This is a genomic window from Aminobacter sp. SR38 (assembly GCF_014843375.1).
GTDB lineage: Bacteria > Pseudomonadota > Alphaproteobacteria > Rhizobiales > Rhizobiaceae > Aminobacter > Aminobacter ciceronei.
The window spans coordinates 185247-203704 of sequence record NZ_CP062113.1 but is presented as its reverse complement, the minus strand read 5'-3'; the positions used below and the strand labels follow the sequence as shown (position 1 = coordinate 203704).

Here is an 18458-nt window from a genome sequence, read left to right as displayed (position 1 = left end):
GCAACCGTGGCAGCAAGCGCACCGCTCGACTACTCTCCACGCATATGATTCGAGCCAGCCAAGCATCCGCCGTCCCGCCTGCGTTGCCGCGCGTGCCCTCGTGGGCGCTGCCGGATGGGCCGGTGGCAAACGACGCAGATGCGGCATTCTACGCCGGCGCGGCGCTTGCATCCCTCGACGGTTTGGTGCGCTCGGAGCCGGTTTGGGCCGGCAGCTGGCGCCAGCGGCAGGCGCTCAAATGCGCTGTCGCCGCAGTCCGGCTGGCCGGGCGTTCCGAGGAAGAGGCCGCGTTGCGTGACGCCTGGTATCTGCGCCCTGCAGGTGGAGATCCCGGACCTGCAGGCAGCATTCTGGGGGCATGGCGCTACCTAGCCTCGCGGCCGCCAACGATCGACGCCGGCGGGCTGGCGCTGGTTGCCGAATGGCTGGGCCTGCGTCCCGACGACAGGTACGAGAAACTCGCTGAAACCGTCGAGGAACTGGCTGCAGGGGACAAGCCAGCGCCGCTTGCCGCGGCAGCGATCGCCAGTCATGTCGCTGCCGGACGGGCTGATGCCGAACCGTTGGCGTGGTGGCTGGCCGATCTGATCTTGGCGCGAAAGCTGCGCTGGCCCCGGCCCGTGCCACTTCTGGCCGCACAGCTGTTTTCCCCGGCCTTCCGTTCCGGCGACGGGCGCGGCAAGCGCATCCGCCCCGGCGACGCAGCGTTCGAACGGGCAGTGTGCGTGGCTCTGGCAAACGGGGCCGGTGACGGTCTGAGGCTCGCACTCGACATCGCACGGCGCGCCGACCGGCTGGCAGCAGTAACGCCGAAGCTGCGGGCGAAAGGAGCAGGCGAGGCGATCCGGCGACTGCTCGATGACGATGCGGTGCCGGGTACGCTGAGTACGCTCAACCTGTCGCGATTTGCCGCTCGGCGCCTGTTCGAGCGGCTGCAAACGTTCGAGGCGGTGCGCGAGCTCTCCGGGCGCGCCTCCTTCCGGCTGTACGGCCTGTAGCGATGACGGAAGCGCGCCGAAAGGACAAGGATCAGCCGACATTGCTCGACACCGAGCTCGAGCACCTGCCGCCGGAGCTGCGCTGGCGCGAATGGATGGGCCGGGTGGAGGCGGTGATCTTTGCCGCCAGCGAACCCGTACCGCGCGAGATGCTGGTCAGGATCGTCGGCAGGAATTGCAATCTCGACCTGATCATCGACGACATCAGGGCAGAGCTTGCCGGTCGGCCCTATGAGCTGGTTTCGGTTGCCGGCGGCTGGCAGCATCGCACCAAGAAGGCGTTTGCCGATACCATTCGCGCGGCGACGGGGCAGGTCGATATGGCGCGCCCACTGTCGCAATCGGAAGTGCTGGTGCTGATGTGCATTGCCTATTTCCAGCCGATCACCCGAGGCGAACTGACGGCGTTCTTCGGCAAGGAGGTCAGCCGCGATCTGATCGGCGTGCTGAGGTCGCATGACTTCATTGCCTCGGGACCGCGCAGTCCGACGCCGGGCGCGCCCTACACCTATGTTACCACCAAGACGTTCCTGTCGCAGTTCGGACTCGATACGTTGCGCGATTTGCCCGACTTCGAAGCGCTCGAAGATGCCGGGCTGCTCAGCAAGGAGCAGTTGCTTGCCGGAAATGTTGCCCTGGGACTTGGAGGAGCCGCCGAGGTCGACCAATCCGAGGATTGACCGCTTGCCTGCCATGACGTCTCTCCGTGGCGGAGGCGATGGCGCCTGCACGACATGCGTGAGGGAGCGGGTCGAGCAGGGTAACATGCACGCTGGCAATGACCTGGAGGTCATAATCCGGGCTTGAATTGGGCGCATGATGCGCACATATTGAACGAGTGGATATCAAAATACGTCAGGAACGTGTCATGGCAGCTCAGAGTTTGGGAATGTCGGCGGCCCATTTCGGTGAGGCCCGGTCGCAGTTTCTCTCGGCTCGCCGCGTGTCGGAGTTGCTGGGTGTCACCCAGGCCGACCTGGCCCGGCTCGTTGGCGTTGCCCGCAACACGCTGACGGCGCGCTCCGGGGCACGCAAGGTCGACCAGGCGCTCAGCCCCGTCGTCCGCATTCTGGCGATGGCCGCCGAGATGGCGGGCGACGAAAGCCGCGCGGCGATCTGGTTCAAGCATCAGCCCATCCCGGGCTGGGCCGGCAAGACGGCCTATGACCTGGTCGGCGAGGGCAAGGCGGACAAGGTTCTGGCCTATCTGGAGGCGGTGCGCTCCGGCGTTTATGCCTGAAGCCGGCCTGCAGAAGCAGCGGACCTTGTGGCGGGCCTTCGTGCCGCGCTGGGCGCATATGCCGCTTTCGGGCGAAGGTGCCGCACGTTTCGGCGGGCGATGGAACCCGGTGGGCGCACCGACGCTGTATGCGGCCTGCGAGCTGTCGACGGCCTGGGCCGAATACAACCAGGGTTTTGTCCAGCACCCGGCGCTGATCGCCCAGCTCGAGCTGTCGGAGGCGAGGCTGGCCGACCTGACTGTTGCCGCGATTTTGGATGAACTCGGCATTGACGCCAGGATCCACAGATGTGAGTGGCGTTCCGATCTCGACGACGGCAGGGCACCGCAAACCCATCTGCTGCGGCAGCGCCTGCTCACCGAAGGCTTTGACGGCGTCGTCTATCCCTCGTTCATGTCTCCCGGCGGCAGTTGCGTAGCATTGTGGCGCTGGAACGGTCCCGGCCAGCCATCACTCAAGGTTATAGATCCTGATCAGCGCCTGCCCAAGACGCAGGCCTCCTGGCTTTAGGTGTGGCTGTACAACCAATCTTGCGGCCGACGAATCTGTGCTGTGACCACTGCATTGCGTCAAGGGGCGGAGCCACGGCGCGCTGTCTCAAGGCATGACATATCGCTCGGCCCCTGCAACACTCAGCCATCTTCCAAAATCTTCGGCCGGGAACTTCCCATTGGAGCCTATTACGCCAGCGTCAGCTTCGCACGCTGGTCTTCGAGATATCGCCTGAGCTGCGCAACCGACATTGGCGGACTGAAGAAGTGTCCTTGGACGGCGTCGCATCCGGTGGCCCGGACGATCAGCAGCTGTTCCTCGGTCTCGATGCCCTCGGCGACAGTGGTCATTTCCAGCGCATGCGAGAGATTCACGATCGCGCTGACGATCGCCCAATGGTCGCGATTGCCGGCGATTTCGGCGATGAAGGTGCGGTCGATCTTGACCTTGTCGACGGGGAAGTTCCTGAGATAGCTGAGGGATGAATATCCCGTCCCGAAATCGTCGAGCGAAATCTTGACGCCAAGCGCATGCAGCCGGTTCAGGGCGAGCAGGGTTTCCTTGTTGTCGCCCAACAGCAGGGATTCGGTGATTTCGAGTTCAAGCCGCTCGGGGGCAAGGCCTGTCAGCTTTAATACGTTGGCGACAGTGTCGACGATGTTTCCCCGCCTGAACTGGCCCGGCGACAGATTGACCGCAACGTTGATGCTGCCCGGCAATTTGATGGCTTCCCGGCAGGCCCTTTCGAGCACCCAGGCGCCGAGCTGTACGATCAGGCCCGTGCTTTCAGCGATCGGGATAAACTCGTCGGGCCGGATTTGGCCACGCTGGCAACCGGGCCAGCGCAGCAATGCCTCGACCACGGCGACCTGCTTGCTCTTGAGATTGACGATCGGCTGGAAGACAAGCTCGAACTCCTTGTCGAAAACAGCGGCCCTGAGATCGAGTTCGAGCATGCGACGACGTTGCAGCCGGTCGTCCATCTCCGGCGCGTAGAACTGGTAACTGCCGCGGCCATCGCTCTTGGCACGGTAAAGTGCCAGGTCGGCATTCTTCACCAGGTCGTCGGCAACCCCATCGCAATCCGACGCCAGTGCGATGCCGATGCTTGCTCCAATGACGATGTGGTGGGCGTCGAGATGGTACGGTTCCTCAAGCGCCTCGATCAGACGTTGCGCGACATGGGCGACATCGTCACGTCCGACCGCCGGCTGGATGACGATGAACTCGTCACCGCCGAGGCGTGCAACGACGTCATATTCACGAACCATGCCCGAAACGCGGTTGGCAACCTCGCGCAGCAATGCGTCGCCGACGGGATGGCCGAGCGTGTCGTTGACGTTCTTGAAGTTGTCCAGGTCGAGGCAGAGGACCGCGGTATCCTGGTGGTGCCTGCGGCCATGCGCCAGCTCCTGCTCCAGTCGCTCGCGCAGCATCAGGCGGTTTGGCAACCCGGTCAAAGGATCGTGGCGCGCCATATGGGCGATGCGTTCTTCCGAGAGATGGCGTTCGGTGATGTCCTCATAGGTGGCAACCCACCCGCCTGAATCCATCGGCTGATGCAGGATCGAGACAATGCGGCCGTCGACGAGCTTCTGCAACAGGACGCCAGGCTGGCGCTTTTCAATCAGCTGTTGCTGGGAGCGATGGGCAAGTTCGGCACTATGTTGAGTTGACGTCGCGGCATCGATCGACGCCTGCATGATCTGCTGGGGCGTGGTTCCGGGTGCAAGGCTGTCGTCCGACAAGCCGTACATGGCGGCGAACTTGCTGTTGCTGACGATGAGCCGCTGGTCGGCATCGAACATGCACAGGCCCTGGGACATGTTGCTCAGGGCGGCATCGAACAGGCCGTTCTGGGTGGCGAGCGCGTGGTTCGCGCCGAGCACCGCGGCGTTGGCCGTCTCCAGGTCGTCGGAGGTACGGCGCAGATCGTCATTGGCCGCATTGAGGGCATCGAACGTCTGCGTCAGCAGCCGGTTGTGCCACCCAAGAAGCCCGATGAAGGCAAGGCTGCACAGGAAGAAGCCGATCGCCACGGCGGAGAAGCCGCTATGGAGGCGCAACAGCTCGTCGTCGACCTTGGCCGCCTGGACGGCGCTGTACTGGTTGGCCTCCGAGGCGAGGCCGATCAGTTCGGCCTCCAGCGCGCGCATCGACGTAAGTATGGATTGCGCCTGGCCCGGGGTGTCGATCCTGGTAATGACGCCATCCATGTCCGCGACGAACTTGGACAGCTGGGCGACTGTTGCCTTTCGCTCGGGCGCCTCGGCGACAAATTCCTCGAACTGGCCGGTGCTGAAGCCACCGAGCCGGCTCTTCAGAATCTGAAAGCGAAGCTGCGTGTCGGCCTTGAGCTGATCGTTTGGCGAAGCGGCCAGCGTGGCCACCCGCTGGTAGAGGCGCAGATATTCGTTGACGCCCTGGCTGGCACTCCACGCCACGTCGTATCGCGAGAGCTTCCCGATAGATGCCTGACGTTCGAAGATGACGACGGACAAATAGGCAGCGGCGACAGCGAAGACGGCAATCGTGCCAATCAGCAGTGCCTTGAGCAGATGGAATGCAAATGCACGGCGGGATCCAGGCGCTAACAAAGCGGCCATGACATCTTCCCTACCGGATGATCAACCGGGCCAGCTGCCAAACCGAACGCGAATAGAACTTCTGGCTCTGAAGCTCCGGCTTGCTGTCATAAGGATAGACGATGAACAGCGGGCCCTTGTCGCTGACCTCCATGTATTGGCCGTCGCGCTTGAGCGCCAACAGCACGTTGTGGAGCGCAAAATCCTCCGTCGGGATCGTTGTCTTGTAGTCGTTGAGGGCAACTGCAACGGCCTCCTTGCCGTCGGCGCCCACGAGTTCCATGATCTTCTGGAGCGGAACGCCCTCGAACTTGACCATGCCCGTAAACCACGGTGTCGTGGTCTCGATCGAGGTGACGCCGAGCGCTTCGAGCATGTCGCGGTCAAACGAGGCCACGCCGCTGCCATTCGTGACGCTGATCTTGCCTTCGATGACCAGGACCGGGGTGCCCTTGGGGGCCTGCAGTTTGCTGTCTTCGGCCTGAGCCGACGACAGCGCGAAAAGTGCCAATGACGTCGCCACTGCCACCGCGCGGATGATTGAAGACACAAGATGATTCATTAGCACGTACTCCCCCGCACCGTCAGTTTGCATCGGACCATGCCAAAGGTCACTGAAAAACACATTAACGACGTTGAATATGCCACAATAATCAGCACCATATCGTGCATCAGCAAGTAGCAAGCGGATGTTTCTTGTTTTGATCGAATTGACCGGCTCAGGAGCCGGTGGCAGATATCCGGCACCAGGTTGAGCATGACGATGGGCAGGACGGCAAAATGATCGAGACTTACAAGGAGTTCACCTTCGAGGCAGCACACCAGCTGCAGCCTTTTTCGGGCCTCCACGGTCACTCGTTCCAGGTCAGCGTCCACCTCGTCGGAGACCCCGACCCGGTCTTTGGCTGGCCGGCCAATCTCTATGAGCTGGAACAGCAGATAGAGGTCGTCCGGATGACCCTCGACCACAAATATCTCAATGAGATCGAGGGGCTGTCCGTGCCGTCGCTCGAGAATGTCGCGCGCTGGATCTGGGACAAGCTGGAACCCCAGTTTCCGCAGCTCGATCGCGTGGCGGTTCGGCGGGGCGCGCAAGGTCAGGCCGAGGGTACGGTTTACAACGGGCGCGCCCTGCAAAAGGCTCGCGCATAAGCGGCTCCAGCTTCCGCTCTCCGTCAGCCTTCCCGGCTACACATAGCCGATCGATTGCAGATCCATATGCGGCTTGGGCTGCGAGTTGAGCAGGCCCATCAGCCGGTTCAAGCCCAGCGCGATCTGCGGCAGGGAGTGTGCTGCTCCCAGGCAAAGCCGCACCGCGTGCGGTGCGTGATCGCGTTTCACCGCAAAGGCGTCGGCGGTGATCACCCTGACGCCCTCGCGCAGGGCTGTGGCGGAGAACGAATCCATTCGCCAGGGTTCTGGAAGCTGCAGCCAGAGGTGATAGCAGGATGTGGACGCGTGCTCCGCATGGTGGCCGAGGATCCGATGGGCCACCTCCTGGCGCTCATGCGCCTGGTTGCGGTGCCAGGCGATCAGCTTGTCGGCATAGCCGTTTGCCATCCAGTTGGTCACGATCGCCGCCATGAACGGTGGCGACATCCAGTTGCTCATGGTCACGATCTCCTGGACGGAGCGGCTGAGCTTGGCCGGTACCACCAGGAAGCCGATACGCAGGCCAGGCGCCATGCTCTTGGAGGCGCTGGTAAGGTAGATGGTTCGTTCCGGAATGAGAGAGGCGAAGGGCCGCGGCCTGGTCTCGGCCAGGAAGCCGTAGACGTCGTCTTCGATGATCCAGAGACCATACTCCTCGATGATCGCGGCAATCTCCCGCATCCGTTGCTCGGACATGGTGATCGTCGTCGGATTCTGGAGAACGGGCATGCAATAGAGCGCCTTCGGCCGCTTGGTCTCGCAGAGTTCGCGCAAGGCCGCAGGATCCAGACCCTCGTGGTCCATTTGAACCGCGGCGAGAGTGATGCCGAGCTGATGCGCGATGGCCCTTGCACCCGGATAAGTCAGCTGTTCCGTGGCAATTGACTCGCCATGGCCGGCCAGCGCCATCATGCTGATCAGAAGGCCGTGCTGTCCGCCATTGCAGATGATGACATTGTCCGGATGCGCCCTGATCCCGATACCCTCCAGCCATTGCGATGCGACGGCGCGGTGCGAGATCATGCCCGCGCTGGGCTGATAGGTGAGAAGGGCGTCGAGCGAGCCTGACCGCGACAGATCCTTCAGGGTCGACCTGAGGATTTCGTCGGCTTCACCAATGGCGGAAAGGTTCAGTCCGAGGTCGATTACCTCCGGTTGGGGTTTTTCCGGCACCACCAGCCGGGTGATGTCGTCGCGATGATTGTCGAAATCGTTGATGAACGTGCCGCGGCCAACCTCGCCGACGACGAGGCCTCTTACCGCCGCCTCGGTGTAGGCTCGCGCAATCGTCCCGACCGTCACGCCCAGCCGATAGGCGAGGTCGCGGTGCGGCGGCAGCTTCTCGCCGGGCTGCAACTGACCTTCGGCTATTCCGCGCTCGAGCGCATCGCAGATCGCCACGTAGATCGGCCCGGCGCCCTTCCTGATCTCCGGCTTCCAGTTCATGCGGCTCTCGCTACTTTGACACCGTGTCAATGAAATAATTGACACCTTCAAGTGCCAGACATACGCTCAAATAACAACAAAAACAAGGGAACATAACTGCGTAATCTGAGCATATTGAACCAATTGACATGGGTTCAATTGCAGATGAAGGCCGAGTATCACAATGGAGGACAAGATGATTTTGCGTCAGCAGAGACAAAGTGCCCTGCGCAGGGTGCTTATATTAGGAACGGCAACCGGAGCATTGGTGTTTGGATCTTCGGCATATGCCGAAGAAACTCTGAAGATCGGTGCCCTGGGCGTGATGAGCGGGCCGTTTGCCGGCTGGGGTGGCGTCATGTGCCAGACGTTCAAGTCACGGGCCGGCATGTGGAACGACGACGGCGGCGTGGCGATCGGTGACAAGACCTACAAGATCGAGGTCGTGTGCGTCGACGACAAGGGCGATCCCAAGGGCGCCCAAACCGGTGCCGAAAAGCTGGTGTCGGAAGGTGTCAAATATATCCAGGGGCCGAACACTGACTCCACGGCGGAAAGCGCCAAGACCGTCATGGAGGCGAATGGCACGGTCAACATGCCCTACGCCTTCTCCAAGTCGCTCTACAAGGCACCTGCCTCCCAGTCGATCCTCGGCATGGTGGCATCTTACCAGGTCGGCCCGGTCATCTACAAATGGCTGATGGACAACAAGGGCGTGAAGAAGATCGCCTTTGTCTCCGAAAACAACGCCGATCCCATCAAGCAGCGTGACGAAGGCTCAGCCGGCGCCAAGGCGCTCGGCCTGGAGGTCGTCTCCGACCAGGAAACCTACGAGTCCGGCACCACCGACTTCTTTCCGATCCTGACCAAGGTGATCGGTACCTCGCCGGATCACATCGTGCTGTCAGGCGTATCGCCCTCGGATGTCGGCCCGCTGATCAAGGCGGCGCGTGAACTTGGCTTCACGGGAACCATGAGCACCGAGACCGGGCAGGACCCGAAGGCTATCTACGAAGTGGCTGGCGACGCGTCGAACGGGTTCATTGCCGCCGGCGGTGCCAGCACCGAGGCGATCCGCAGCGACTTCATGGTCAAGTTCATCGAGCGCTACACCAAGGACTGGGGCGAGTGGAACGATGTCGCCGGCCTCTATGTCTACGGTCCCGAGATCATGATCCAGACGCTGCAGAGCGCCGGACCCAAGGCGATCGAGGACACCAATGTGTTCAAGGCGGCACTCGACGGCTTCGTCGGCAAGAACCCGTTCCTCAAGGACGGCGGCGAGTTGAAGTATGTCGGCCGCACCGACTACGGCCAGCCGCGTCAGGTCTCCGTGCCGATCGTCGTGCAGCAGGTCGAAAACGGCGAATACAAGCCGCTGTTCGTCGGAAAACTCCCTGACTGACGAACACGGGCGGCGGCTCGCCCCCAATGACCGCCGCCCGCACTTCCCTCGCATGAGGTCCGCATGACGCGGACCGCGGATGGGCGGAAGGTCCATCCTCGCACAGGAGACTTCGCATGACGCAGGTTATGCTCAATGCACTTGTCGTCGGAACGACTTACGCGCTGATCGCGCTCGGCATCACCATCATTTTCAGCATCATGAAGGTGGTGAATTTCGCCCATGGTCAGCTCTACATGATCGGCGGGTTCGTCGTTTACTACTTCAATGTCGTGTTCGGGCTGCCGTTCTGGTTCGGCCTCGTCATGTCCTTCCTGATCGTCGGCCTGCTCGGCGTGGCCATGGAGCTGTTCCTGTTCCGGCCGGTGATGCTGCGCGTCAAGCGCGAGGAGGTGACGATGCTGCTGGCCATGGGCACGGCGGTGTTCCTCGAAAGCCTGGCGCTGATCGTCTTCGGCGAAAAGCAGCGTGGCGTTCCCCCAATCGCAACCGGCGTCATCGAAGTTTTCGATGCCAGGCTACCCACCGGACGCATCGTCGTCATCGTCGTCGCAGCGATGCTGATCGCCGCCTTGATGGCCTTCATCGGCTACACCAAGACCGGCCGGGCGCTGAGGGCCATGGCACAGGACCGCGAGGCGACCGCTCTTCAGGGCGTCAATCTCAAGTGGCTCTCGGCCATGGGCTTCGGCCTCGGGACCGGCCTTGCCGGCCTGTCCGGGGGCCTGCTCGTGGCAATCTTCGCCGTCCACACCGGCGCCGGCACGGCCATCTCGATCAAGGCATTCCTGATGATCATGATCGGTGGTGCAGGCGTGCTCTCCGGCGCCATCCTGGGCGGCTTCGTCCTCGGTTTCCTCGAATCCGTCGGCTACGCGCTTTTGCCGGGCTCACTGACCTTTCTCATCATCTTCCTGATCGTGATCTGCTTCCTCATCGTGAGGCCGAACGGGATCATGGGTAAGCCCTGGGGCTGAGACGACCATGCAAAAGACCATATCCATGCCAAATGTGAACCTGTCCCCAAGCGAGCAGCGAAGCTCCTCGCTGAAGCCCATCGGGCTGGGGCTGCTGATCGCGGCAGGTTACTTCCTTGCCATTCCGCTGGTCTTCGGCGCCAATGGCTACCTGCTCAACGTGTTCACCACCATGGCTGCCGTCAGCTTCATCAGCTTCGGTGTCTGGCTGACCTTCGCCATCGGTCGCATCAACCTTGCCCAGGCGGGATTTGCGCTGATCGGCGCATACGTAACAGCCATCCTGGTGTCGCGGCTCGGCGTCTCGTTCTGGATCTGCCTGCCACTGTCGGGAGCCGTCGCGGCCCTGCTCGGCGGCCTGATCGGCTGGCCGGTGCTGCGTCTCAAGGGCGTCTATTTCGCCATGATCACGCTCTGCATCACCGAGGCCTGCCGCCTGACTGCGTTGAGTTTTCCGGCCCTGACCAATGGCGCCCAGGGCATCGTCGACCTTCCGCTTCCCAGCGAATTGTCGTTGTTCGGCCTGACCATCATTCCGGCCTTCGAAAAGGGCGCGCGGCTGCCGTTCTTCTACCTCGCCGGCACGCTGATGCTGCTCGGCCTTTGGTTCATGTGGCTTCTCGACACCAGCCGCGTCGGCGCCGTGTTCCGCTCGCTCAGGCAGAACGAGGATTTGGCGTCGAGTCTTGGCATCAATGTCGCCAAGTATCGTGTCGTCGCCTTCATGGTCAGTTGCTTCTATGCCGGTGTCGGCGGTGCCTTCTTCGCCACTCTGCAGCAGAACGTCTACCCCACCACTTTCCAGGTGCTCGATAGCGTCTACTTCATGGTCTACTGCTTCGTCGGCGGTCTCGAATTCGTCGTTGGCCCGCTGGTCGGCGCCGTTGTCATGATGAGCAGCTTCGAACTCCTTCATGAGTTCCAGCGCTATCAGACCGTCATTTTCTCCGGCCTGATGATCCTGTGCATCCTGCTCATGCCGAACGGAATCCTGAGCGTCATCAAGCGGCGCTCCGGCAAGCTGGAGGAGGCGTCCAATGCTTGAAGTTCGCGGATTGACCAAGATCTTCGGCGGCCTGACCGCAGTGAACGACCTGAACTTCACGTTGGATGCGGGCGAGATTCTTTCCATCATCGGCCCCAACGGCGCCGGCAAGAGCACCTGCTTCAAGCTGATCGCCTCCTTCCTCAACCCGACGAGGGGAACCGTCCGTTTCAACGGCAAGGACATTACCGGCATCGGACCGCATGCGGTTGCCCGCCACGGCATCGTCAGGACGTTCCAGGAAAACACCAGCTTCCAGGACATGACCGTGCGCGAGACGGTGCTGCTCGGCTACCACAAGGACTGCAAGGCCTCGCTCGCCGGCATGATCTTCCGGACGCCGCGCGCCAGGAAGGACGAGCGGGAAGCCGGCGAATACGCCGATCACGTACTTGACCTGCTCGGCATGGCACATCTTGCCAATACGGTGTCCGCCGCCTTGCCGCACGGCATGCTGCGCAATCTCGGCATCGCGGTAGCGCTTGCTGCCAAGCCAAAGCTCATCCTGCTCGACGAGCCGTTTGCCGGGCTGAACTCGGACGAGACCAAGCGCGGCGTCGAGCTGATCCGCAAAATTCGCGACGAGGGCGTCACGCCTATCCTGGTCGAGCACGACATGGCCGCGGTGATGTCGGTCAGTGAACGCATCGTGGTCGTCAGCTTCGGCAGCAAGATCGCCGAGGGCACGCCGGCGGAGATCCAGCAGAACGAGAAGGTCATCGAGGCTTATCTCGGCGCGGAAGATACGGAGATCGGCCTATGAGCGCGCAATTCTCGATCCGGGACCTCGCCGTGTCCTATGGCAGGGTTCGCGCCGTGAAGGGTGTTTCCCTCAATGCCGGCGAGGGGGAGATCATTTCCCTCATCGGCGCCAACGGCGCCGGCAAGTCCTCCATCCTGCGCGCCATTACCGGCCTGACCGCGCCTGAGAGTGGTGAGATCTGGTTCGACGGCGAGCGCATCGACGGCAAGGGACCCGACCAGATCGTGGCACGCGGCGTGGCGATGGTGCCGGAAGGGCGACGCATCTTCCCGTTCATGAGCGTGCGCGATAACCTTCTGATGGGCGCCTATCGTCGCAAGGACAATGCGGGTGTCGCTGCCGACCTCGAAGGCATTCTGACCCGGTTTCCCCGCTTGCGCGAGCGCATCGGCCAGCAGGCCGGCAGCCTGTCGGGCGGCGAGCAGCAGATGGTGGCGATCGGTCGCGCGCTGATGTCCAAGCCGCGGCTTCTGCTGCTCGACGAACCGTCGCTCGGCATCGCGCCGATCATCGTCCGCGAGATCGCCCGCTTCATCACCAGCATCAACCGCGACAATGGCGTCAGCGTCATTCTCGTCGAGCAAAACTCGCGCATGGCGCTCAAGCTCTCCAGCCACTCCTATGTGCTCGAGACGGGCAAGATCGCCTTGTCTGGGCCTTCGCATGAGCTGGCCGAGAACGACGACGTCCGCCGCGCCTATCTCGGCGGCTAGGGGAAGATCATGAAGATCGAGATCATCAATCCCACGACCACTTCCGCATTCGCCAGGAAGAACCTGGCTGCAGCGCAAGGCGTTGCCTCGTCGGGCACCGAGATCCTGTCAGTCTCGGTCGAGAGCGGCCCGCCGTCGATCGAAAGCCACTATGACGAGGCGCTGAGCACGATCGGCATCCTCGAGCGTATCCGCGAGGGAGAGAACGCCGGTGTCGACGGCTATGTCATCGCCTGCTTCGGCGATCCCGGCTATCTCGCCGCCCGCGAGATCGCGCGCGGGCCGGTCATCGGTATCGCCGAGGCGGCCTTCCATGTCGCCAGCATCGTGGCGACCCGCTTCTCCGTGGTCACCACGCTCGCCCGCACCAAGATCATCTGCGAGCACCTGCTGCAGGTTCACGGCTTCGAGCATCAGTGCCGCAAGGTCCGGGCTTGCGGGCTCGAGGTTCTCGAACTCGAGGAGACCGGCATGGCGGCCTGCCGTGACATCGTCGAGGAATGCCGCCGCGCCGTCGCCGAAGACGACATCGGCGCCATCGTGCTCGGCTGCGCCGGAATGGCCGACCTGGCCTCGCATATCCAGGAGCAGATCGGCGTTCCGGTCATCGAAGGCGTTACCGCTGCGACCAAGCTCATTGAAGGCATCGTCGCCCTGAGGCTCGGCACCAGCAAATTCGGTGACCTCGCTTATCCGCTGCCCAAGCGGCTGAGCGGATCGGTCAAGCATCTTGAAATCGCACCGCGCGACTAGGCCGGCGTCCGTCTGGAACAGGTAGAAAGGATCGAACAATGTCATACCCCCGCGATATGGTCGGCTACGGCAACAGGCCGCCGATGGCCAACTGGCCGAACGGCGCCAAGCTCGCGCTGCAGTTCATCGTCGCCTTCGAGGAGGGGTCCGAGAACTGCGTCCTGCACGGCGATGCCCATTCGGAGAACTTCATCTCCGACATCATCGGCGCGCCGCAACTGTTCGGCGTGCGCAACATGAACATGGAGTCGCTCTACGAGTATGGCACGCGCGTCGCGTTCTGGCGGGTGTTCGACGAGTTCAAGCAGCGCGGCATCAACACCACTGTTCTGGCCAACGGCCTGGCGCTGCAGCACTACCCCGAGGCCGGCAAGATCATGCACTCCCTCGGCCACGAGATCGCCAGCCACGGTTGGAAGTGGATCGACCACCAGTGGATGGGCGAGGACACCGAACGCGCCCAGATGAAGCTTGCCATCGACACCATCACGCGGGTGACTGGCGAGCGGCCGGTCGGCTGGTACACCGGACGCTGCAGCCCCAACACGCTCAAGCTGGTGGTGGAGGAGGGTGGCTTCCTCTACGATTCCGACACCTATGCCGATGACCTGCCCTATTGGGAAAACGTCAACGGCAAGCAGCATCTGCGCATTCCCTACACACTCGAAGCCAACGACATGCGTTTCGTGGCGGCCGCCGGCTTCAACTCCGGCGACCAGTACTTCACCTATCTCAAGGACACGTTCGACGTGCTCTATCGCGAGAGCGACAGGACCCCGCGGATGATGTCCACCGGGCTCCACCTGCGCATCGTCGGCCGCCCCGGGCGTTGGGCTTCGTTCCTGCGCTTCCTCGACTACGTCCAGAAGCACGAAGGCGTCTGGATCTGCCGGCGCGACGAAATCGCCCGCCATTGGCACAAGCACCATGCACCTGAGCGGCAGTAGCGGCCAAGGCTCCGGGATAGCATCATGTCGACTTACCTCAACGAAACCGACGCCGGGCGGCGCATCATGCGGCGCTGCGACGAGCTTGGCAGCATCAGCGAGCCGGGCGTTGGCGTGACGCGGCTCTATCTGTCGCCGCAACATCGCACGGCCGCCGAAACCATTGCCGGATGGATGCACGATGCCGGCATGGACGCGCGTATCGACGAGGCCGGCAACGTCGTCGGCCGCTACCATTCCGAAAGCGGCGGCGGGCCCTATCTCGTCACCGGCTCGCATATGGACAGTGTCGTCCATGCCGGCCGCTATGACGGTCCGCTCGGCGTGATCACCTCGCTCGACTGCGTTGCCGTGCTCAACGGTCGCGGCCGCCGCCTGCCGTTCGGTATCGAGGTCGTCGCCTTCGGCGACGAGGAAGGTACGCGGTTCCGGACGACGCTCGCCGGAAGCCGCGCCATCACGGGACAGTTCGGTGACGACTTGTTCAACGCCAAGGATGCGCAAGGCATCAGCCTTCGCGAGGCCATGATCGCGTTCGGTCTCGATCCCGAGGCCGTCGCCAGGGCAGCCCATCGGCCGGGCGACATGATCGGCTATGTCGAGCTTCATATCGAGCAGGGACCAGTGCTCCAGGCCGAGGGTTTGTCGGTCGGCGTGGTGACCGCGATCAGCGGCCAGACGCGCGCCGTCGTGACGCTCAAGGGTGCGGCCAATCATGCCGGCACGGTGCCTATGGGCATGCGCAAGGATCCGCTCCTGGCAGCAGCCGAGATCGCGCTGGCGGTCGAGCGCATCGCCTCGGTCCATCCCCATACGGTGGGCACAGTCGGCTTTGTCAAGGCCGACCCGGGACTGATCAATGTCATCCCGGGCGAGGTCTCTTTGACCGTCGACCTGCGCTCGCAGGCTGACAGTGTCCGCCATGCTGCCTTCGACGAACTCGGCGTCGCTGCCCGGGCCATCGCGGCAAGGCGCGGAGTGGAGATCGACATCGACAAGATCCTCGATCTCAAGTCCTGCCCATGCGCGCCCGATTTCGTCGACCGTATCGCGGCCGCCGTCGAAGCGGCCGGAACGCGCCCTCTGCGCCTGCCCAGCGGTGCCGGCCACGACGGCATGGCGATGAGCACGATCACCGACATCGGCATGATCTTCGTTCGCTGCAAGAACGGCATCAGCCATTCGCCGGAGGAGTCGGTCACCGCGGCAGACGTTGCAACGGGGGCGGCTGTGCTCTTGCATTTCATCGAGAATTTTCAGGGAAAACCCTAATGGAACCGAACCCTATCGAAAAAAGCCCCGGCCTCGGTTCAGAGCGTCTGCTGGATTACATCCGTTCGCATCGTGACGACCAGGTGCGCATGCTGGCGGAGCTGGTCAAGGTGCCGTCTGACAACCCGCCCGGAGATTGCGCAGCGCATGCCGATCGCGCTGCCCAATTGTATGAAGGCCTTGGTTTCACCGTCGAGCGACACAAGGTGCCCGATGCGCTGGTTGCGAGCGTCGGCATGATCAGTGCCACCAACCTGATTGTCCGCCATAGGTTTGGGCCCGGTCCAACGATCGCGCTCAATGCGCATGGCGACGTCGTGGCGCCTGGCGAAGGCTGGACCGTCGATCCCTACGGCGCCGAGATCAAGGATGGCTGGATGTACGGCCGGGGAGTGGCGACCTCGAAGTCCGACTTCGTCACCTATGCCTATGCGCTGCTGGCGCTGCGCGCATTGGGCGAGAAGCTGTCGGGCACGATCGAGATCCACCTGACCTACGACGAAGAGGTCGGCGGCGACATCGGCCCGCTCCATCTGCTTCAGCAGGGTTTGACCAAGCCGGACTATGCGATCTGCGCCGGCCTGTCCTACGGCGTCGTCACTGCCCACAATGGCTGCTTGCATCTCGACATCGACGTCCGTGGCAAGTCCGCCCATGCGGCGCGGCCCGAAACGGGCATCGACGCACTTGAGGCGGCAACGCACATACTGAGCCGGCTCTATTCGTTGCGCTCGGGTTTTTCCGAGCAGCGCTCGTCGGTCGAAGGCATCACCACGCCATCGCTGGTGGTGGGGCTTATCTCCGGCGGCATCAACACCAATGTCGTGCCCGACAAGATCGTGATGCGCGTCGATCGCCGGATGATCCCGGAAGAGAACGGTCCGGAGGTGGCGCGCGAGCTGATCGCCTTCATCGAGGCGACCGCGCGCGAGATGCCGGGCGTCGAGTGCCATGTCCGCCAGCTGATGCTGGCCAATCCGCTGAAGCCGCTCGTCGGGCAGGAACGCCTGGCCGGTGCCTTGCAGAGGCATGCCTCGGAGCTGGCCGGCGAGGCCGTCCCGACGCATGGCGTGCCGCTCTACACCGATGCGCGGCACTACAGCAATGCCGGCATTCCGACCGTGCTGTACGGCGCCGGTCCGCGAACGATGCTCGAGGCCAATGCGCACCGTGCCGACGAAAAGCTCAAGATCGACGACCTCGTCCTGGCAACCAATGTGGTGACGCTGGCGCTTTACGACATGCTCACCGGCAACGCCTGACGATTTGTGGCTTGGGCATTCGAACAAAACGGTAGGCGGTCATGGACCGCCTTCCTGCCGGCAATGGCTCGGAACACGCTGTCCACGGACACTCCTCTCCTTCGCGGCAGATCCGCAGAGCCGCGTTGCCTTTCCCGAGCTGTCAGGATATCTCTATGGGACTGGAAACAGTGGCGTTTCCCAAATCTCCCAAAGCAGACTCCGCCCGGCTCGCGCCGATGACCGGGTAGTATTCTATCGACCTGCTCAATAGGTGGCTTATAGCGCATGGCGACTGGTGACTGGCGGATTGGCGTCCTGTTTTCCAACAGCGGAGTGACCGCGGCGGCCGAGACGGCCGAAGCGAACGCGACGCGCCTTGCGATCGAGGAGATCAACGCGGCCGGCGGCGTTCGTGGGCGGCAGATAGAGGCGGTCTTCTACGATCCGGAATGCTCGGCCAAAAAGTACCAGGAACTCGCCGTTCGCCTCCTCGCCGAGGACGGCATCAAGATCATCTTCGGCTGCTACATGTCGTCGGCGCGCAAGGCCGTCCTGCCGGAAATCGAAGCCTATCGCGGCATGCTGTTTTACCCGACCTTCTATGAGGGGTTCGAGTATTCGACGCGTTGCTTCTATACCGGTTCGTCGTCGAACCAGAACGCGGTCCAGCTCGCGCGCTATCTGATCGACAACTACGGCACGCGCTTCCTGCTGGTCGGCTCCAACTACGTCTTCCCTTACGAATACAACCGCGTCGTCATGGACCTTGTCATGAGAGCCAAGGGGACCATTCTCGACGAGCTCTATGTGCCCGTTGAACCGGTGCGCAAGGATTTCAATCGTGTCATCAAGCAGATCAGCAAGCTGAAGCCGGACATCGTGGTGTCGACGGTCGTCGGCACGGGTGCGGTCATGCTCTATGAGGCCTACAAGGAAGCCGGTTTCGACGTCGCCACGATGCCGATCGCCAGCCTGACGACAACGGAAGCGGAAGTCGCCGAGATGGCGCCTGACATCGCGGCGGGACACCTGACCTCGGCGTCGTTCTTCGAGACGCTCGACACGCCGCAGGCGCGCCAATTCGTATCGTCCTTCAAGCAGCGGTTCGGCGCCGACGCCCCTGTTACGGCGGGCGCCGAGGCTGCCTATTTCCAGGTTCATCTCTATGCCAAAGCGCTGGAGCTGGCCCGTACGGACGAACCGGAAGCGCTGGCCAAACATCTCGCCGGGCTGGAGTTCGACGCGCCGCAAGGGCGGATACGCATCGACCCCGACAACCACCACACCGAATTGTGGTCGCGCATCGGGCGGGTCAATGACGAAGGCAAGTTCGACATCATCTGGCAATCCGAGACGAGGATCAGGCCCGACCCCTACTTCGTCACGGCGTCATTCGATGATTGGATGAGCAAACCCCATCAGCTCAAACGCAAGGCTTAGCGGATC

At 62.7% G+C, this 18458-nt stretch carries 18 protein-coding genes; 15 read left to right on the top strand and 3 right to left on the bottom strand.

All coding sequences use genetic code 11. The features are described 5' to 3' along the window. The first annotated feature begins 44 nt into the window (after positions 1-44). The 4 genes from IG197_RS28885 to IG197_RS28870 all read left to right on the top strand — a co-directional run bounded on the left by IG197_RS28885 (position 45) and on the right by IG197_RS28870 (position 2749). The gene (locus IG197_RS28885; RefSeq protein WP_192320546.1) at positions 45-998 is read left to right on the top strand and encodes a DUF1403 family protein; all 954 of its coding nucleotides are present in this window, start codon (positions 45-47) and stop codon (positions 996-998) included. A 2-nt stretch (positions 999-1000) separates the two neighbouring features. Further along, on the top strand, positions 1001-1678 hold the full coding sequence (locus tag IG197_RS28880) for an SMC-Scp complex subunit ScpB (protein WP_192320544.1): 678 nt from the start codon (positions 1001-1003) through the stop codon (positions 1676-1678). A gap of 188 nt (positions 1679-1866) precedes the next feature. Beyond that, on the top strand, positions 1867-2238 hold the full coding sequence (locus tag IG197_RS28875; protein ID WP_067967357.1) for an antitoxin Xre/MbcA/ParS toxin-binding domain-containing protein: 372 nt from the start codon (positions 1867-1869) through the stop codon (positions 2236-2238). Continuing rightward, positions 2231-2749 carry an RES family NAD+ phosphorylase gene (locus IG197_RS28870; protein WP_192320542.1) on the top strand — a complete coding sequence of 173 codons (519 nt, stop codon included), beginning with the start codon at positions 2231-2233 and terminating at the stop codon, positions 2747-2749. Before IG197_RS28875 ends, IG197_RS28870 begins: the two co-directional genes overlap by 8 nt. A 170-nt stretch (positions 2750-2919) precedes the next feature. Here IG197_RS28870 and IG197_RS28865 read toward each other — a convergent pair whose 3' ends face one another. Together IG197_RS28865 and IG197_RS28860 are read right to left on the bottom strand one after the other, a co-directional pair. Beyond that, positions 2920-5337 (bottom strand): bifunctional diguanylate cyclase/phosphodiesterase, encoded by a 2418-nt coding sequence (locus IG197_RS28865; protein WP_192320540.1) that lies wholly within the window; start codon positions 5335-5337, stop codon positions 2920-2922. Positions 5338-5347: 10 nt separating this feature from the next. Further along, positions 5348-5878: a molybdopterin-dependent oxidoreductase gene (locus IG197_RS28860; RefSeq protein WP_192320538.1), complete on the bottom strand. Its 531-nt coding sequence runs from the start codon at positions 5876-5878 to the stop codon at positions 5348-5350. Positions 5879-6096: 218 nt separating this feature from the next. Between IG197_RS28860 and IG197_RS28855 the strand changes: the two genes are divergently transcribed. Further along, a complete protein-coding gene (locus IG197_RS28855; RefSeq protein WP_067968412.1) occupies positions 6097-6468 on the top strand; it encodes a 6-carboxytetrahydropterin synthase in 372 nt (123 codons plus the stop codon). A gap of 36 nt (positions 6469-6504) precedes the next feature. Here IG197_RS28855 and IG197_RS28850 read toward each other — a convergent pair whose 3' ends face one another. After that, positions 6505-7914, bottom strand: a complete 1410-nt coding sequence (locus IG197_RS28850; RefSeq protein WP_192320537.1) for a PLP-dependent aminotransferase family protein — start codon at positions 7912-7914, stop codon at positions 6505-6507. Between the two features lie 247 nt (positions 7915-8161). Here IG197_RS28850 and IG197_RS28845 point away from each other — a divergent pair, with 247 nt between their 5' ends. The 10 genes from IG197_RS28845 (at position 8162) to IG197_RS28800 (ending at position 18452) form a co-directional block, all read left to right on the top strand. Beyond that, positions 8162-9298 carry an ABC transporter substrate-binding protein gene (locus IG197_RS28845; protein ID WP_210283806.1) on the top strand — a complete coding sequence of 379 codons (1137 nt, stop codon included), beginning with the start codon at positions 8162-8164 and terminating at the stop codon, positions 9296-9298. Positions 9299-9414: 116 nt separating this feature from the next. Next, a complete protein-coding gene (locus IG197_RS28840; protein WP_067967374.1) occupies positions 9415-10275 on the top strand; it encodes a branched-chain amino acid ABC transporter permease in 861 nt (286 codons plus the stop codon). A 7-nt stretch (positions 10276-10282) separates the two neighbouring features. Next, on the top strand, positions 10283-11320 hold the full coding sequence (locus IG197_RS28835; RefSeq protein WP_192320535.1) for a branched-chain amino acid ABC transporter permease: 1038 nt from the start codon (positions 10283-10285) through the stop codon (positions 11318-11320). Further along, a complete protein-coding gene (locus IG197_RS28830) occupies positions 11313-12083 on the top strand; it encodes an ABC transporter ATP-binding protein (RefSeq protein WP_192320533.1) in 771 nt (256 codons plus the stop codon). The genes IG197_RS28835 and IG197_RS28830 overlap by 8 nt, the downstream gene beginning before the upstream one ends. After that, positions 12080-12796 carry an ABC transporter ATP-binding protein gene (locus tag IG197_RS28825; RefSeq protein ID WP_182574681.1) on the top strand — a complete coding sequence of 239 codons (717 nt, stop codon included), beginning with the start codon at positions 12080-12082 and terminating at the stop codon, positions 12794-12796. Before IG197_RS28830 ends, IG197_RS28825 begins: the two co-directional genes overlap by 4 nt. 9 nt (positions 12797-12805) lie before the next feature. Next, positions 12806-13549, top strand: coding sequence for an aspartate/glutamate racemase family protein (locus tag IG197_RS28820; protein WP_182574680.1), 744 nt, complete (start codon positions 12806-12808; stop codon positions 13547-13549). Positions 13550-13587: 38 nt separating this feature from the next. Next, positions 13588-14496 carry an allantoinase PuuE gene (puuE, locus tag IG197_RS28815; RefSeq protein WP_083948812.1) on the top strand — a complete coding sequence of 303 codons (909 nt, stop codon included), beginning with the start codon at positions 13588-13590 and terminating at the stop codon, positions 14494-14496. A 24-nt stretch (positions 14497-14520) separates the two neighbouring features. After that, positions 14521-15768 (top strand): allantoate amidohydrolase, encoded by a 1248-nt coding sequence (locus IG197_RS28810; protein ID WP_192320531.1) that lies wholly within the window; start codon positions 14521-14523, stop codon positions 15766-15768. Continuing rightward, on the top strand, positions 15768-17030 hold the full coding sequence (locus IG197_RS28805; RefSeq protein ID WP_192320529.1) for an ArgE/DapE family deacylase: 1263 nt from the start codon (positions 15768-15770) through the stop codon (positions 17028-17030). Before IG197_RS28810 ends, IG197_RS28805 begins: the two co-directional genes overlap by 1 nt. Positions 17031-17297: 267 nt before the next feature. After that, complete coding sequence (locus IG197_RS28800; RefSeq protein WP_192320528.1) at positions 17298-18452, top strand: transporter substrate-binding domain-containing protein; 1155 nt, start codon at positions 17298-17300, stop codon at positions 18450-18452. Positions 18453-18458: the final 6 nt, after the last annotated feature.

Excerpts from the sequence above, each read along its gene's own strand:
- IG197_RS28820 (WP_182574680.1), top strand. The coding sequence starts at position 12,806 with ATGAAGATCGAGATCATCAATCCCACGACCACTTCCGCATTCGCCAGG.
- IG197_RS28870 (WP_192320542.1), top strand. The coding sequence starts at position 2,231 with ATGCCTGAAGCCGGCCTGCAGAAGCAGCGGACCTTGTGGCGGGCCTTC.
- IG197_RS28880 (WP_192320544.1), top strand. The coding sequence starts at position 1,001 with ATGACGGAAGCGCGCCGAAAGGACAAGGATCAGCCGACATTGCTCGAC.
- IG197_RS28855 (WP_067968412.1), top strand. The coding sequence starts at position 6,097 with ATGATCGAGACTTACAAGGAGTTCACCTTCGAGGCAGCACACCAGCTG.
- IG197_RS28850 (WP_192320537.1), bottom strand. The coding sequence starts at position 7,914 with ATGAACTGGAAGCCGGAGATCAGGAAGGGCGCCGGGCCGATCTACGTG.
- IG197_RS28810 (WP_192320531.1), top strand. The coding sequence starts at position 14,521 with ATGTCGACTTACCTCAACGAAACCGACGCCGGGCGGCGCATCATGCGG.
- IG197_RS28825 (WP_182574681.1), top strand. The coding sequence starts at position 12,080 with ATGAGCGCGCAATTCTCGATCCGGGACCTCGCCGTGTCCTATGGCAGG.
- IG197_RS28875 (WP_067967357.1), top strand. The coding sequence starts at position 1,867 with ATGGCAGCTCAGAGTTTGGGAATGTCGGCGGCCCATTTCGGTGAGGCC.
- IG197_RS28805 (WP_192320529.1), top strand. The coding sequence starts at position 15,768 with ATGGAACCGAACCCTATCGAAAAAAGCCCCGGCCTCGGTTCAGAGCGT.
- puuE (WP_083948812.1), top strand. The coding sequence starts at position 13,588 with ATGTCATACCCCCGCGATATGGTCGGCTACGGCAACAGGCCGCCGATG.
- IG197_RS28865 (WP_192320540.1), bottom strand. The coding sequence starts at position 5,337 with ATGGCCGCTTTGTTAGCGCCTGGATCCCGCCGTGCATTTGCATTCCAT.
- IG197_RS28840 (WP_067967374.1), top strand. The coding sequence starts at position 9,415 with ATGACGCAGGTTATGCTCAATGCACTTGTCGTCGGAACGACTTACGCG.
- IG197_RS28800 (WP_192320528.1), top strand. The coding sequence starts at position 17,298 with ATGGCGACTGGTGACTGGCGGATTGGCGTCCTGTTTTCCAACAGCGGA.
- IG197_RS28885 (WP_192320546.1), top strand. The coding sequence starts at position 45 with ATGATTCGAGCCAGCCAAGCATCCGCCGTCCCGCCTGCGTTGCCGCGC.
- IG197_RS28835 (WP_192320535.1), top strand. The coding sequence starts at position 10,283 with ATGCAAAAGACCATATCCATGCCAAATGTGAACCTGTCCCCAAGCGAG.
- IG197_RS28830 (WP_192320533.1), top strand. The coding sequence starts at position 11,313 with ATGCTTGAAGTTCGCGGATTGACCAAGATCTTCGGCGGCCTGACCGCA.
- IG197_RS28860 (WP_192320538.1), bottom strand. The coding sequence starts at position 5,878 with ATGAATCATCTTGTGTCTTCAATCATCCGCGCGGTGGCAGTGGCGACG.